The sequence below is a fragment of the Deltaproteobacteria bacterium genome (genome assembly GCA_016874775.1).
In the GTDB taxonomy this organism is placed as follows: domain Bacteria; phylum Desulfobacterota; class Binatia; order Bin18; family Bin18; genus VGTJ01.
Genome location: VGTJ01000061.1, coordinates 1 through 15,093, shown reverse-complemented (window position 1 = coordinate 15,093; position 15,093 = coordinate 1). Strand labels below are relative to the sequence as shown.

The window sequence follows — 15,093 nt, the reverse complement described above, 5'->3', positions numbered from 1 at the left end:
CAGCTCTTCAGTGGATCTCTTCGCTTTACTAGTCTCCAGCCTCTAGCCTCTAACCTCACTGCTACTCCTCAATCATTTCCACATTCGCCCGTGGAATTGTCACATCTTGTCCATCAGGTAAGGTCGCCACCAGCACGCGTGCCGGGCTTTCGGTGGGAATCTTTTGTAGCTCTGAGGGCAAGTCCTTTATACGTGCAATCGCACCAAAGTACGGCTCGCGAATAATACGGATCGTATCGCCGACTTTGATTCCGCCCTCCGAAACGTGGAACGTGGAACGTGGAACGTGGAACGGCTCTCCTCCTTGCGGGATTATGATCTCCGGCCTGATGACACCAGCCCGGATTTGTGTCGCACCGCTGCATGAAGCTTGCTGCCCACTTTTCGCAGCGAGTAACTCGAAGGTTCGTTTCGCCATCGGAATCGTGCCGAAACCTTCGGTGATGATGAGGGTAAAGCCAATTTTCTCCGTGCCGGTAATCGCCACGCCGAGGTCATAGCCTAAAAGATCGCGCAGGTCACGGTCATGTACACCACCAACTACCAGTGCACTGATCCCCAATTCGCGAGCGCGGGCAAAAGCCTCCTTCTGCGCCAGTGCGCCACCGACGACAATCTGACCTTGATGTGCTGGTGTGAGATGATCCGCCGTTAAGACTTCATCTGGGGTTGTGACCGCAAGAGTAATCTTGCCAGCTGTTTCACCTCCCACTCCAAAGATCCCTTGCACAAACGCGCACTGGGATTCAACGACGGCGCCGTGTGTGGGAGTAACCTCGACAATGTGACCGTCAATATACGCCGACAGTTGTATGACCTGCGGTGGTTCCCGTAAGAAAACTTGACCAGTGACGTGCGAGATACTTTCAAGGGTGCCCGAGATAGGTGCACGTACCTGCGTTTTGAACCACTTGATGAACGGGGCGTTTTCGGCAAAGGCTTCATCTTTTGTGACAGTCTCACCTTCACGTTTTCTCATGTAGGTGAGGATCTCGCTTGGGGTAATACTCAGCTTATTGGCCACATTAACAGGGTAGACTTTTCCTGGAAGCGCGGTTTGCGCAACTACTGTCGTTGCCGTAACCTGCTCACCTTCGGTGACAAGAACCTCGCCAGGAATCGAGAGAACACGCCGTTTACGAATGACCGTGTCGGGAGTGACACGTAGGCCGGGAGTGTAGGAATGTGCCATGGCTTCGCTTTAATTAAAAATGCAAAATGCAAAATGCAAAATGAAGAATAGAAAACTCATTGCACCCTGTCTTTTCTCCTCATTTTTCATTTTTAATTCTTAATTTTTTCATTCATACACAGGGTAGAGTTCTACTGCTTCTGCCCATCCCTGCAACTGCTGTACGCGCAGAGCCTCATCGCTGGTAATGTGGAGTGGTCGTCCGCGACCATCGAGGAGCAAGCCAACGACTCCACCTTTCACCCTGCCTGTGATTTTTTTGCCTTTACCTGCACCAAAATCAAACCCCCGTGCTGGAGTAAGCTCAACCCCAGCCTCCTGGTTCGTTGCCCACGGAAGGAGACGAAGTTCGCCGCTCGCTATCGTTCCCTCGATAACGCGTTCATCAGGGAACAGCAAGCGATAGGAAAAACAAGGCTCGCCAATTTTTCCGCTGCCTTGCGGTGCGATACACGTTCCCAACGGCACGAGACAGTCTTTGACAAACACCTCGGTTGCCGCTTGCTCATTGACCGTCGACAGCACGCCGAGATGCGGCATCATGAAAATGCTATCGACTGCGAGTTGCGTGATGCCGAGCGGTTCGTAGGCATCGACCATCATCGCCATCGACTGGACGCGGCGGGGAGCATGAGAAAGAATTCCACCACTGCCAATGATCAGGTCCAACGCGAACATATCGATCAGACTTTGCCCTGACATCGTCTGTTCAAACGCATCAGAGACCGAACGCTCTTGCTGTACGCCTTTCAGTCCAACAGCTAACTCTTTGTGTTGGTTGAGTGCGAGACGTAACGCTTCTCGGGCAATAGCTTGTTCGATCTGTAAATCGCCGATGGTCTGGGGAATGGTCGTGGGTCGGATCATCTTGTTCTTGATCTGGTTACGTAAACTCTGCTCGTCAAAAGCAAACGGGAGCCAACGGCGAATGTTTCCTAGCCCAGCCTCGGCAACAACGTTCGACACACTATAACTCATACCGAGGTTTGCACTGACTGTGCGGTTAAATATCTCGCCGAAAACCGAGAATACGTCAGTCGTTGCGCCGCCAATATCGACCCCAATGACATTGATATTTTCTCGTTTCGCCAATGTTTCGATGATCATTCCAACTGCTGCGGGTGTTGGGATGATCGGTGCTCCTGCCCAGGAGATCAGTTTCTTGTACCCTGGGGCCTGCGCCATTACGTGCTCAAGAAACAGGTCATGAATCTTGTGACGCGCTGGCATCAGGTTTTCTTGCTCCAGCACTGGGCGGATATTCTCGCTTATCGACAGGGCCGTTTTATCTTGCAAGATCTCCTGGACTTGTAAGCGCGCGTCTTTGTTGCCTGCGTAGATAATGGGGAGTTGGTACCCAATCCCAAGACGCGGGCGTGGGTCAGCCGCAGCAATGTACTCAGCGATCTCCACGACATGAGAAACCGTGCCACCGTCGGTGCCACCGGCGAGTAAGATCATGTCTGGCCGCAAATGGCGAATACGTTCAATCTTTTCATAGCTGGGGCGTCCATCGTTGGCGGCGAGGGCATCCATCACGATTGCGCCTGCACCGAGTGCACAACGTTGCGCGCTTTCCGCACTCATCGATTTGACGACACCAGCGACCATAATCTGTAACCCACCCCCGGCGCTGCTGGTCGAGATGTAAATATCGACTCCGGTTCCGCCATCTGCTGGAGTGATGATGCGTTCGCCGTCAAGAATCGTGCGACCAGAAAGTTCTTCGATTTCTTGAATCGCATTGAGCACACCACGGGTGACATCCTCGAAGGGCGCTTCGACTGTCGTCGGTGCTTCACCACGATAGGTCTGACGATACTCATCCCCGCGTTTCTCGATGAGGATCGCTTTGGTTGTGGTGCTGCCACAATCAGTGGCAAGAATGACACGCAACGCTTGAGGATTCATGCGGGGATATTTGCCTGCTCTTGAATACAACTGCTCAGGCGTTCGAGACTATCACGTCGTTCGAGGATTACTGCCAGGCGTTCGAGTTCGGTCGGATTACACGCGAGATCTAGAAAGGGTTTTAACCCATGCATCACCTGGCTGCCGAGAAAATGCAAAGGCCCTAACGATTCGAGAAACACGAGTGCGGGAGTCGCCATGCCGCGTTTGACAATAGCACCAGCGACTTTCTCTAAAAGAGCTATCTCGTCAGATGCGAAAGGCTGCCCTATCGGTTGTAACGCGAACGCATGGCGCAATGCGTGCTGAAATCGCTTCCATTTCCTCACGTTGCTTCGTATCTCAGATTTGGTTCCCTTGGGCAAGACCGCAGCGCAACAGGCTGTTCTGTCTGCACACACTTTGCTACGTTAGCGGCTACTTTTGGGGTGCTGTTCATAGATAGACAATGGCTTGGTAGTCCAATTTATTTTTTATTTGGGGGAGGATGAGCATCTATGGAGTGGTTAGCCGACTCACAGGCATGGATTGGTTTACTCACGTTGACGGTACTAGAAGTCGTTCTTGGTATCGATAACATCATCTTTATCTCGATTCTCGCCAGCAAACTGCCGCAAGAGCAACAGGCGAAGGCCAGGCAGATTGGCTTAGCCCTGGCAATGATCACTCGGGTGCTCTTGCTTCTGTCGTTGAGTTGGATCATCCGGTTAACTGAGCCACTGTTTACCGTCTTTAATGTTCCTGTTTCAGGACGGTCGTTGATTTTATTGGGGGGTGGATTGTTTCTCTTGGCTAAGAGTACCTACGAAATTCATGAGAAACTGGAAGGTGAAACCGAGCGCGGCTCAGCGACAGGGAGAGCCTCCTTCCAAAGCGTCATCACCCAAATCATCTTACTCGATATCGTGTTTTCTCTTGATTCGGTCATTACTGCGGTTGGTATGGCCAACCAACTGTGGGTGATGATTACGGCGGTGATCATTGCCGTAGCGGTGATGTTATGGGCAGCAGGCCCCATCAGCGACTTCGTCCACCGTCACCCGACAGTCAAGATGTTGGCGTTGAGCTTTTTACTTCTGATTGGCTTTTCTTTGATGGCCGAAGGGTTGGAACTGCATATCCCGAAAGGTTACATCTACTTTGCTATGGCGTTCTCAGTGCTTGTCGAAATGCTCAACTTACGGCAAAAGGCTCGCGCCAAACCAGTAGAATTGCACCAGCCGTACAAGGCTGCGTAGCACGGGGAGGAGCCGTTGCAGGATGGTGCAGGGCGCCGTTTTATGCGAGCGTCCGTGTAATCAGTTCCTGCGCCTCTTCTTGAATCCGATGAAGGTGCTCCGTACCGAGAAAGCTCTCAGTATAAAGCTTGTAGACATTCTCTGTCCCAGACGGACGCGCGGCGAACCAACCGTTGGCGGTCATCACTTTGAGGCCGCCAATGGCGCTGTTGTTGCCTGGTGCCTTCGTGAGTACGTGCTGAATTTTTTCTCCGGCGAGCATATCGCTGGTCAACTCTTCCGGTGTGAGGCGCTGCAGTCTCGCTTTCTGTTCGGGTGTGGCTGGAGCGTCAATGCGTTCGTACACTGGATCACCATGCTTTTCAGTGAGAGCTCGGTAATACAAGCCAGGATCACGACCAGTCTTGGCCCTGATTTCTGCGGCCAGTAAACCCAAGATGAGGCCATCTTTGTCGGTAGTCCATACCGATCCATCGTGACGCAAGAACGACGCACCAGCACTCTCTTCACCGCCGAACCCAAGCGTGCCACTGACCAATCCTTCGACAAACCACTTGAAGCCCACCGGCGTTTCAATTAGCTTGCGACCTAATTGGCTGGCGACGCGATCGATCATACTACTACTGACCACGGTCTTGCCGATCGCTGCGTTCGCTTGCCAGTTCGGACGATGCTGAAACAGATAGTCAATGGCAACAGACAAATATTGATTGGGATTCAATAATCCCGCACTACGCGTGACGATGCCATGTCGGTCATGGTCAGGATCATTCGCCCACGCAATGTCAAACTGATCCTTCAGCGCGATTAAACCTGCCATCGCATGTGGAGAAGAACAGTCCATGCGGATCTTCCCGTCCCAGTCCAGCGTCATGAAGGAGAAGGTCGGATCAGCGATGTTGTTTCGCACAGTAAGATCCAGTCCATAGCGATCCCCAATAGCGCCCCAATAGGCAATCCCAGCGCCACCTAGTGGATCAGCCCCTAACTTGAGCCCGGCGTTGCGAATGCTCTCTATGTCCACGACGTTAGCGAGGTCGGCCACGTATGCCTCGATATAGCCACGGTACAACGTCGTAGAAGCCACACAGGCTCGTTCATAGGGAATGCGCTTCACCTCACGAAGATCATTGGCAAGCAACGTGTTGGCTTGTGATTCGATCCACTGTGTTACTTGGGTATCTGCCGGGCCACCATGCGGTGGATTGTATTTGAAGCCACCATCTTCAGGGGGATTATGCGACGGTGTGATCACAATGCCGTCAGCCAGCTGATGCGTACGCCCTTGATTGAAGGTGAGAATCGCATGCGAAAGGACAGGAGTTGGGACATAGCCGCCAAACGCATCAATTCTGACCTCGACATCGTTGGCCGCCAGGACTTCTAACGCCGTCCGAAAGGCAGGCTCAGAGAGGGCATGGGTATCTCTTCCTAAGAACAATGGCCCGCTGATGCTCTGCTGCTGGCGATACCAACAAATCGCCTGCGTGATCGCCAAAATGTGCGCTTCGTTAAAAGAATTGCTCAAAGCCGAGCCGCGATGCCCGGAAGTACCAAAGGCGACACGTTGCGCAGGCACCGCAGAGTCAGGACGATTCGCATAATAGGCAGCGATCAATTGTGGAACATTGATTAGCATTGCTGGTTCAGCACGAAGACCAGCCAAGGGGTTGAGACGTGTCATGCTCATTGCTCCTCTACAAGAATCACGCGTTGTCGTTCCGTTCCTGCGATGCGCTGTCAGAATTGTGTCTGCCTGATGACAGTTTCATCCCCCGTCATGTCGACTGCGGGCAGCGCGAGGCCCTCACGATTTTCCTGCGTGCAGCGTTGGCTGTGGGGTGAAGAATGATAAGGAAAGCTGGCTGCTCGCGTACAGTTCATAGAGCCGTTCTTGCGAGCGAAGGGGCACGCCGGTTGTCGAAGTCAAACGTTCCGAACCGCCATCAGGTAAGATCTGATGGGCCTTCACCGAATCGCTCAACTGTATATCCAGCACCTTACGAATTTGCGCCTGCAACCGCGGATCAATAATGGGGAACGCCACCTCAATGCGATTGTCGAGATTGCGTGGCATCCAGTCCGAAGAGGCAAGCCAATACTCTGGTTCTCCAGCATTGTGGAAATAGAAAATCCGTGCATGTTCCAGATAACGGTCGACAATAGAAATGATGCGAATGTTGTCAGACACGCCGGGAATACCAGGCCGGAGGCAACATAAGCCACGGACAATCAAATCAATCTGTACCCCAGCTTGGCTGGCCGTGTACAGCTCATCAATGACAATAGGATCTTCCAGGCCATTCATCTTGGCGATGATATGGGCCGGTCGTCCGGCCTGGGCGTGTGCGGTTTCCTGTTGGATACGGCGAACGATGCCATCTCGCAGATCAAAAGGGGAGACGAGTAAATGGTGCGACTCGCGTGGATGGGCATAGCCGGTCATGAGGTTGAACAATTCGGTAAGATCTTCTCCGAATGACTCACGGCAAGTGAACAACCCGAGATCACCATAGATGGTGCTGGTCCGAACGTTGTAGTTGCCGGTCGCGAGGTGGCAATAACGACGCAGCCCGTCTGCTTCCTGACGGACGACCATACATGCCTTACAATGTGTCTTATAGCCGACGATGCCATAGACCACGTGCGCACCGACTTCTTCGAGTGCCCGGGCCCAAGAGATGTTCGCTTCTTCATCAAAGCGCGCCCGTAATTCGAGTAACACCGCCACTTCTTTGCCGTTCTCAGCCGCGCGAGCGAGAATCTGTGGAATCGGTGAAGCTGGTCCGACCCGATATAAGGTCATCTTAATGGCCAGTACCTTGGGATCATCTGCCGCCTCTTCCAAAAAACGTGTGACTGCCCGGAATGATTGGTATGGATGATGGACAAGGATGTCATTGTTGCGAATAGCACTCCATACGTCAGGCGTAGTCTCAAATGCAGGTACTGGAAGGGAAGGCTGGGGACGATCCTTCAGTCGTGGAATATCGACAGCGGTATAGAGCTGGAAGAGGTCCGCAAATGCGGTAAATCCTTTGCCGGGATATAAATCTTCAGATTGTAACTCAAGCTCGCTGACAAGGTTTGTGAGGACCTCGGGCGGAATATCGTCATCGTACTGGAGGCGGACCGCGGTTCCCATACGTCGATCCCGCACGCTTTGTTCTATGGCAGTAAGGAGATCCTGGTTACGGACCAGCGGTATCTGCATGTTGGTATCGCCGTCCCGTGTCACCCGCACGGCATGACACGAAAGAACGTCGTAGCCGCGATAGAGTTCCGATAAATTCAGATGAATGACATCCTCCAGCAAAATAAAGACATGTGCCCCCGGCGACGCTGGCAAGGCGATAAAACGGGGAACAGCCTGGGCTGGCAAGTGCACAACCGACAAGGACGTGTTAGGCAAATGTGATGGGCGAGAGCGTCGCAAGGACGCCACCAAGCACAGCGCACGATTGGCCAGGTGTGGGAATGGATGTCCTGGGTCAATCGCCAGTGGGGTGACGATAGGATACAGGGTACGCTGGAAGTAGTCGTGCAGAAAACGCTTTTGCTCTTCCGTGAGATCGGCAGGGCTCACAATGCGAATGCCCTCTACAGCTAAGCGTGGCTGGAGGTCTTCCAAGAAACAGCGATGCTGCTGTTCAGCCAAACGATGCACGCGCTCTGCGACCGCGGCTAATGTTTGCTGTGGACTGAGCCCATCAGGGGCTGTTTGCTGATCGCCTGCGGCAATACGCTGCTTCAGACGCGCGACTCGTACCATGAAGAATTCGTCGAGATTGGAGCTAAAGATCGAGAGAAACTTGACGCGCTCCAATACGGGGACGCTTTCATCGAGTGCCTCGTGCAAAACACGACGGTTGAACTCCAACCACGAGAGTTCACGATTGGTGTACAGCCGTTCTTCCATGCCTTAGATTCCTCGCCCAAAGGTTTCGCGTAGTAGCAACCCTTGTCGAACCCCCTCAGTGCAAACCGTGAGCGTTCGGTAGTTGCCCAGTCGCATGACTTCTTCGATGACGATCGTACCAGCAACGATGATATCTACACGCTCCTCTTTCAAGCCTCCCAATTGGATGCGTTCACGAGCCGGGAGCCTTTCCATCCGCTCGCGGAGTGCACTGAGGTCACTCCGTTGCAAGCTGAGGCCTTGTCGCGACCGTTGCTTGTTGATGGTAGTGAGATGCATACGTCCGAGGGTGCGAATGGTTCCCCCAAGCCCGATCATCTCGCTACTGGGAGCCGAGATTGAAAAGTTGCGCGCAAGTTGATGATGGACTTCCTGTCGTAAGGACTGGATTTCACGTTCAGTTGGCGGGTCGTTCCTGAAGAATCGTGTCGTCGTACGCACTGCACCGAGCGGCATACTGGCGGCTGAAGAAATTTCCTCTTCGCGCACATGAGTAAGCTGTAAGCTCCCGCCACCAAGGTCCGCGACGGTACCATTACGGAACGACAGACTGTGTAATGCTGCTTGGGTACCCAATAACGCTTCTTCTAAACCACTCAGGATACGCACGGACACGCCAGCTTCACGCTGCAACTTCTCCAACAAATCCTGACGATTTGTGGCATCGCGGACTGCCGAGGTGGCAACAGCGAGGATACGCGGCTGATATTCCCGTCGTGCTTCGCGGACAAAGCGGCGGATGGTGTCGGAGGTTTCCCCAATTGCGATGGGAGACAGTATTCCTGGGCGGCCAGCACTCAGACGCGTTTGCGCACGTGCCTCCTGAAGTACCCGAAAGCCAACTCCTGGAAGGATTGAAGCAACAAGACAGCGAACGGCATTTGATCCTAGTTCAACCAGCGCAAGAAACTCAGACACACTAGGAGCATAAGAAAGAGCTTGGCGAAGATCAAGAGCAATCTCACTTTTTGTCGATCCTTGCACAACCCACACCCTCCCCACCATCCACGATATAGGTTTCCAATTTCTCCAGCGCATGCTGCACGTCGCTTTCTGACGCATGGCATTGCTGTATGACCCACCGCATATCGACCACATCTCCAGGAAATTGGAGCAAATGGAGCAATACCTTATCCGTAGGATTCGTGGGATCAACCTGAAGCGTTAAGGGAGTTGCTACCTGGTTGATCGCCTGGATGACGTCGGCTGCCGATGCATGAAATCGACGCAGTAATTTACGAGCATGGCGGAGGTCACATGGGTACTGCCGCAAGTGCTGAGCGATTTGCTCGATCAGCTCGCTTGCTGAGGGCTGACGATAGAGTGAGTCCATAAAAAAGAATGCCTCCAGATAATTCGTTCCTTGCCAGGTCGACAGAAAGGGGAAAGAGGAAGAACTTTGGCACTGCAATATGACAAGAGTATGACAGGAACATGACGGCTCTATGACGGTGGAGCTGTTGGTCACCATGACGAAGTACGCGTCACCTAACCGTCACACACTTGTCATTCTCGTGTAGACCGTCAGGGCTACCTTCAGAGGTACTACCTTCCTCAAGGAGCAAACATGGTTCAGGACGAAACGGTTTATCTTTCTCTTCAACTGCCATTTTTTTGGTGGCGACGGTTACAGCGGGTAGCGGAAACCTGTGCTACTCCACCAAAAGAATTCGCCCGTGAGATTATCGAAGCCGAAATTGTGCGGCGTGAACTCTTGTTGGAAAAACAAGGGCACGTCGAGAGTGATTGGTTGACACTGGTGACTGCGGCAGTTCCGACTTCTCGATTGCAGTAGCAGAAGTGTTGTCCTCACCGCTCTGTGGCACAGAAGATGCTTAGAAGCTGTTGATACATTCCGCAGAGGCCAGTGCAAAAAGCGCAACCGTGCTTCGCTCCTTCGACAGGCTCAGGACTCAGCACGAACGGGTTAGCTGATCCCTGTTTCAGTTCCGTTGCCGTTACCCCTGAGCTTGTCGAAGGGTTCATCAACAGCTTTTTAGAACGTCATCGAAAAATGTGTCGAAGCCGTCTTTGTGGGTGTGGCTCTTACTGCGATAGCGAAATCTTGACTCTCCGATGCCTCATTGAGGATTTTGTTATTTTCCATTTTCAACATATTTTCGTAACGCATCTAGTGCACCGTTCCCGTAACCACTCCGATGATCTCCATCACGGGAGGCTATCATGTACAAACTGACTCATGGACTGATCCCATCTCATGTGAATGTCATTGTGACCGAAGTTGAATTTGCTCGTCCCCCTCGGCGGTTTTCCTCGCGCGTCCGTAAAATGCGGCAGTGGTGGAACGAAGAGCGGCTTGCCTTGCTCGCGTTGTCGTTGGGAAACGCGTGCTTCCTCGGCCTCGTTCTCTGGTGGCTGTGGTAAGGGCTCCTCTTGCCACTGAAAACTTCACTAAAAATGACGCATGCGCCATTGTCTCTCAATCGGACCACAGACCATTCGTACACGGGATGCTCAGACATCTCGCCCTGTCAGCGAAGAATCTTTCTAGAAGATCGTGCAATCACTTATGGTGATATTTTTCTATACCAATTGGAGTTGCTCCGCCGCTCGGGACTGTGTAATCTATTCTTCATCGTCTCTTCATAATCCTGCAATACGTATCTCCTATACTCCGCCACGATCATCTCCCTAACCCCGAGGCTGCGCAGTAGAGCGGGCCTCTCTCCCCGAGGCACTGGTGAAAACAAGCACCGGTGCCTCGCCCCCCTACGTCAGCCACGAGTTTCATTGTCACCCACATATCACAACGCTGTCATCCTGGTGTCATGAACGGACCGCATAAGTAGCGTGACTGTCGGGAGGAGGCGAAGAAATTTTCTTAACTAACCGCGCAACCGCGGTTAAGAAAGGAGTCTGTATGAAGATCGCCAGTAGGGTACTGGCTGTGATGTTCACGAGTGCTGCCCTCATGAGTTTCCTTGTGGGAGAAGGATTGGGGCAGGTTGACCCGAAAGCGCCATTGTCGGCTGTTGTTGCCATTGGTCGCGAAAAGGGTGGGGATGTGACCACGTTTGTCAAGAAAAAAGTAGAAGACTTTGCGTTCGGTGAACTTGACGGGTTTCCGTTACCGCTTGAACCAGGAGCCGACGCTGAGCTGGTGCGGACGATGAAAGGGCTACGTAGTAATGTGGTGGTGAAATGGTTCGATCCGCTCACAACCGATACGTCTCCGTCTGCGCCTCGCTTTGGTGCAAACAACGACTATGTGGCGTACTTTGGGGATGGGTGGGACAAGAATTGGAAGGGAAGTGATATTCCCGGCAGCGCCCCACAATTCAACGGCAGCGGCAAGTCTGGTTGGTTGTGGGTGAACCACGAATACGTGTCGAACGACCTTCCTGCCGCGACCAGTGCACCAACTGGCCAACACCTCTCGTTAGCCAAGCACCTCTTTGGCTTAGGGATCCTCAATAACGATGTTACGGCTGATGTCTGGACTCAAACGGACCTTGATACATTCACCCGCAACTACAAGCGTCAGCTCGGTGGTTCATGGCTGAAGATTACCAAAGATTCCTCTGGCAACTGGAGTGTAGATCGCGGCGCACGCGCGCTGCGGTACGACTCTACCAGTAGCACGTTGTCACGGATTACCGGCTATCAGACAGTCCTGCCTGATCAAGACGATACCGGGACTCCGCTTCCAGCTGGAGTGGTCGCTGGGATCGCCGGTGATTGTTCGGGAGCGCAAACACCGTGGGGAACGATCATCACTGCCGAAGAGAATGTGCAAGATTACTATGGCGACCTGGAAACAGCGTGGGATAATAACCAAAAGTTTGTTGCCGGGAAGGGATTTGATCCAGGAAGTAACATCACATTTACCAACGAAGCGAGCGCGGCATCAGAGTTCGGGCGAATCTCTGACCCGAACGGGCGTCATAACCGAGACACTCTTGGTTACCTGGTTGAAATTGATCCGGGGACTGCTCCCGACAAATTCTACAACAGCGTGAAGGCTGGTGGTGATGGCAAAGGGCATCGAAAACTCGGGGCTGTCGGCCGTGCCCGCTGGGAGAATGCCACCTTCGTCACTGATGACAAATGGGAACTGATCCCCAGTCAACCGATTGTGATGTATGCCGCTAATGATCGTCGCAGTGGTCGTTTCTATAAGTTTGTGACCAAAGAGGTGTATCGCAAAGGCATGAGCAGAGGTGAAATTCGTGCTTTGCTTGATGAGGGAGCGCTTTACGTTGCCCATTTTGCTGGCTTGGATAACCGAAACGGCAACACGATTATTTCCGGTAGCACATCCGTTGCGCCGACGGAAACGGCACGAGGAAGCGGTCGATGGATTCACCTCAGCGTCACCAGCAAAGATGTTGCTCCCAATGCCTCCGCGCTTGGTTCTGCGAGTAAAACAGTTGGTGATGCACTGCGGGATGTGAGCTGGAATGGGATCGGTGGCTTCCCGACCGATGATGATGTGCGCCGTGCATTGTTCACAGCCGAAGCCAAAATCGGGGTTATGGAACTGAACCGTCCGGAAGACTTGGAATGGAACCCCAGGGATCCAAGTGGAACTCCACGATTATATATTGCTTTTACTAACCATACGGGTGGCACCCAACTCGATCAGAGCGGCAAGCTACTCAAGGCGGATGTCACTGACCGTCGTAATGATGGCAATGGTGGGATCTGGGCGCTACAAGAATCCACACCAGACACTCCTGCGGGATCGAAGACATTCTCTTTTTTCCAAGTGGCGAAAGGCGCCAATGGCGGGAGAGATAACTTTGAGTTTGCTGCCCCTGATAACATCATGATCGACCGCAAAGGTGGTGTGTGGTTTGGCACTGATGGCAATTTTGGTCGGACGAGTGGGAAGGCAGCGGACTGCTTGTATTACTTGGACCTTGATCTTTCCCACCGTGAGGGGCCGATGTTGTTCAACGTGACGTTCGGCAAAGCCTTTCGCGTGGCATGCGTTCCCAGTGATGCAGAGGTAACAGGACCAGCTTTCAGTTCTGATCAGGAAACCATCTTCCTCGCTGTCCAGCACCCAGGTGAAGATCTGAAAAACGTCAGCACCTTCCCGCAGCCGCGGTAAGGGGTTCAGCCTTCGTCGGGGTACGACGTATCGTGCCCCGACAGTTCACCAATCTTATGAAACACTATTGCTCTCAACGATTCCACGAAACACGTACTGCGATGAGGCTGGTTGTCCTGCTCATGCTATTAGCGCTTGGCGGCTTCGTGTCGATTGCCACGATGGCGAACGTGACGACGCAGAAGGCGACTGAGGAGAAAACCAGCGACCCTGACTCTTATGATCCGCTTGCGCGCGCGCGATCTAGCATTGGGAAGATTGAGAATGTCGAAGCGACGGTGCCTTCGCAGTGCTATACCAAAACCGCCGGAGTCGCGAATCCGTGCTGGACGTGTCATACACAACCGCGGGGAGAAAATTATCAATACGACTGGCGACTCCAGGAAGAATACGCCTTTAGCGAGTTTGCCCAGACGAACCATTGGTCTAATCTTTTTGTCGATCGCTCTGCGGCAATCGCGACGATGAGCGATCGCGACGTGTTGTCGTACATTCGGACTGACAATTATACGTCGTTGCGCGAACACCTTGTGGGCCGAACCGATTATCCCGGATACATTCCTGATCTTGATTTCTCTCAAGGTTTTGACGAGGAGGGTTTTGCCGCAGATGGCAGTGGTTGGCGCGCAGTTCGCTACAAGCCGTTTCTCGGAACCTTTTGGCCGACGAATGGGAGCACGGATGATGTGATGATTCGTCTACCACCCAGTTTTCGCATGGATAGTGACGGGAATCTGTCACGAGATGTCTATAAATGTAATCTGGCGATTCTCGAAGCCGCGATCGCCGTTGCTCCGTCCCCAGCGCGCAACAACCTTGATCGTGTTGTGGAGCCAGTCAGTGAAATCACCGCTGGTACTGATCTTGATGGCGATGGTCAGCTCACGCCAGCGGCGACGCGCATTCACAATCTCCCAACCCACTACTGTGGCATGGCAAAGACAGTAGCTGTGAGCCGGTATCGTTATCCTGAAGGCGTCGAGTTTCTCCACACCGTTCGTTATATTGATCCCGAGCATCCCACGCTGTTGTCGACACGAATGAAAGAAGTACGCTATGCACATAAGAGGATGTGGCTGGACGATTGGGCGCTGTTACGGACGTATGAGAAGGAGCTGCTCGATAAAGAAGAAGGAAAATTGCCGACCTTCAAAGGATCACCGTTAGTTGGTTTACGTAACGACTTCGGGTGGCAATTGCAGGGATTTATCGAGGATGAACACGGGCGACTGCGGCTACAGACTGAGGAAGAACATTACTTTTGCATGGGGTGCCATAGTTCTGTTGGGGTGACCGTCGACCAGACCTTTGCCTTTGCTCGGAAGGTACCTGGCGCTGATGGGTGGCGACATCAAGATTTACGAGGCATCCAAGATGTCCCACAAGCTGAGCATCCAGACCCGGAAATTCTCACCTATTTTCGCCGTGTGACAGGAGGTGATGAGTTTCGTGCCAACGACGAGATTCTTTCGCGTTTCTTTCCTGAAGGAAAACTCGACGAAACAGCCGTACGACGCGCGGCTCCTGGCGGAGACCTCGATATTACCTCTCTTATCACGCCTTCATGGCAACGAGCGTTGCAACTCAACAAGGCGTATATCGCGTTAGGCGGTGGCAGGAAACAACTTACCGCAATAGTGATTGACCGGAGTGGAGAGCCTCTGCACAAGAGCAGGGATGAGAGACGAGACCATTGTGTGCTGGCTTCGGTCTAAGTATCGAAGTCTGGTCGAAGAGCTGGATGAACGCGGGCGAC

At 52.9% G+C, this 15,093-nt stretch carries 11 protein-coding genes; 5 read left to right on the top strand and 6 right to left on the bottom strand.

Translation table 11 applies throughout. The features are described 5' to 3' along the window. Positions 1-61: 61 nt before the first annotated feature. From FJ147_12175 to FJ147_12165, 3 genes are all read right to left on the bottom strand, one after another. Positions 62-1,192, bottom strand: a complete 1,131-nt coding sequence (locus tag FJ147_12175) for a hypothetical protein (GenBank protein ID MBM4256638.1) — start codon at positions 1,190-1,192, stop codon at positions 62-64. A gap of 108 nt (positions 1,193-1,300) precedes the next feature. Further along, positions 1,301-3,103, bottom strand: coding sequence for a methylaspartate mutase (locus FJ147_12170; GenBank protein MBM4256637.1), 1,803 nt, complete (start codon positions 3,101-3,103; stop codon positions 1,301-1,303). Beyond that, positions 3,100-3,432, bottom strand: coding sequence for a hypothetical protein (locus tag FJ147_12165; protein ID MBM4256636.1), 333 nt, complete (start codon positions 3,430-3,432; stop codon positions 3,100-3,102). The genes FJ147_12170 and FJ147_12165 overlap by 4 nt, the downstream gene beginning before the upstream one ends. A 168-nt stretch (positions 3,433-3,600) precedes the next feature. Between FJ147_12165 and FJ147_12160 the strand changes: the two genes are divergently transcribed. Continuing rightward, positions 3,601-4,341, top strand: a complete 741-nt coding sequence (locus FJ147_12160) for a TerC family protein (protein MBM4256635.1) — start codon at positions 3,601-3,603, stop codon at positions 4,339-4,341. Positions 4,342-4,381: 40 nt separating this feature from the next. Here FJ147_12160 and FJ147_12155 read toward each other — a convergent pair whose 3' ends face one another. The 3 genes from FJ147_12155 to FJ147_12145 all read right to left on the bottom strand — a co-directional run bounded on the left by FJ147_12155 (position 4,382) and on the right by FJ147_12145 (position 9,358). Next, the gene (locus FJ147_12155) at positions 4,382-6,025 is read right to left on the bottom strand and encodes an alpha-D-glucose phosphate-specific phosphoglucomutase (protein ID MBM4256634.1); all 1,644 of its coding nucleotides are present in this window, start codon (positions 6,023-6,025) and stop codon (positions 4,382-4,384) included. Positions 6,026-6,148: 123 nt separating this feature from the next. Then, positions 6,149-8,260 carry a polyphosphate kinase 1 gene (gene ppk1, locus FJ147_12150; protein ID MBM4256633.1) on the bottom strand — a complete coding sequence of 704 codons (2,112 nt, stop codon included), beginning with the start codon at positions 8,258-8,260 and terminating at the stop codon, positions 6,149-6,151. A 3-nt stretch (positions 8,261-8,263) separates the two neighbouring features. Beyond that, entirely contained in the window at positions 8,264-9,358 is a 1,095-nt protein-coding gene (locus FJ147_12145) for a hypothetical protein (protein ID MBM4256632.1), read from the bottom strand. A gap of 469 nt (positions 9,359-9,827) precedes the next feature. On the opposite strand from FJ147_12145, the gene FJ147_12140 reads away from it, so the two are divergent. From FJ147_12140 to FJ147_12125, 4 genes are all read left to right on the top strand, one after another. Continuing rightward, entirely contained in the window at positions 9,828-10,055 is a 228-nt protein-coding gene (locus FJ147_12140; protein ID MBM4256631.1) for a hypothetical protein, read from the top strand. A gap of 389 nt (positions 10,056-10,444) precedes the next feature. Then, positions 10,445-10,645, top strand: coding sequence for a hypothetical protein (locus tag FJ147_12135; protein MBM4256630.1), 201 nt, complete (start codon positions 10,445-10,447; stop codon positions 10,643-10,645). A gap of 496 nt (positions 10,646-11,141) precedes the next feature. Further along, positions 11,142-13,337 carry a DUF839 domain-containing protein gene (locus FJ147_12130; protein MBM4256629.1) on the top strand — a complete coding sequence of 732 codons (2,196 nt, stop codon included), beginning with the start codon at positions 11,142-11,144 and terminating at the stop codon, positions 13,335-13,337. Between the two features lie 101 nt (positions 13,338-13,438). Then, complete coding sequence (locus FJ147_12125; protein MBM4256628.1) at positions 13,439-15,052, top strand: hypothetical protein; 1,614 nt, start codon at positions 13,439-13,441, stop codon at positions 15,050-15,052. Positions 15,053-15,093: the final 41 nt, after the last annotated feature.

Coding starts and splice junctions, on each gene's coding strand:
- FJ147_12175 (MBM4256638.1), bottom strand. CDS start 1,192: ATGGCACATTCCTACACTCCCGGCCTACGTGTCACTCCCGACACGGTC.
- FJ147_12170 (MBM4256637.1), bottom strand. CDS start 3,103: ATGAATCCTCAAGCGTTGCGTGTCATTCTTGCCACTGATTGTGGCAGC.
- FJ147_12160 (MBM4256635.1), top strand. CDS start 3,601: ATGGAGTGGTTAGCCGACTCACAGGCATGGATTGGTTTACTCACGTTG.
- FJ147_12155 (MBM4256634.1), bottom strand. CDS start 6,025: ATGACACGTCTCAACCCCTTGGCTGGTCTTCGTGCTGAACCAGCAATG.
- ppk1 (MBM4256633.1), bottom strand. CDS start 8,260: ATGGAAGAACGGCTGTACACCAATCGTGAACTCTCGTGGTTGGAGTTC.
- FJ147_12145 (MBM4256632.1), bottom strand. CDS start 9,358: ATGTGGTCGATATGCGGTGGGTCATACAGCAATGCCATGCGTCAGAAA.
- FJ147_12140 (MBM4256631.1), top strand. CDS start 9,828: ATGGTTCAGGACGAAACGGTTTATCTTTCTCTTCAACTGCCATTTTTT.
- FJ147_12135 (MBM4256630.1), top strand. CDS start 10,445: ATGTACAAACTGACTCATGGACTGATCCCATCTCATGTGAATGTCATT.
- FJ147_12130 (MBM4256629.1), top strand. CDS start 11,142: ATGAAGATCGCCAGTAGGGTACTGGCTGTGATGTTCACGAGTGCTGCC.
- FJ147_12125 (MBM4256628.1), top strand. CDS start 13,439: ATGAGGCTGGTTGTCCTGCTCATGCTATTAGCGCTTGGCGGCTTCGTG.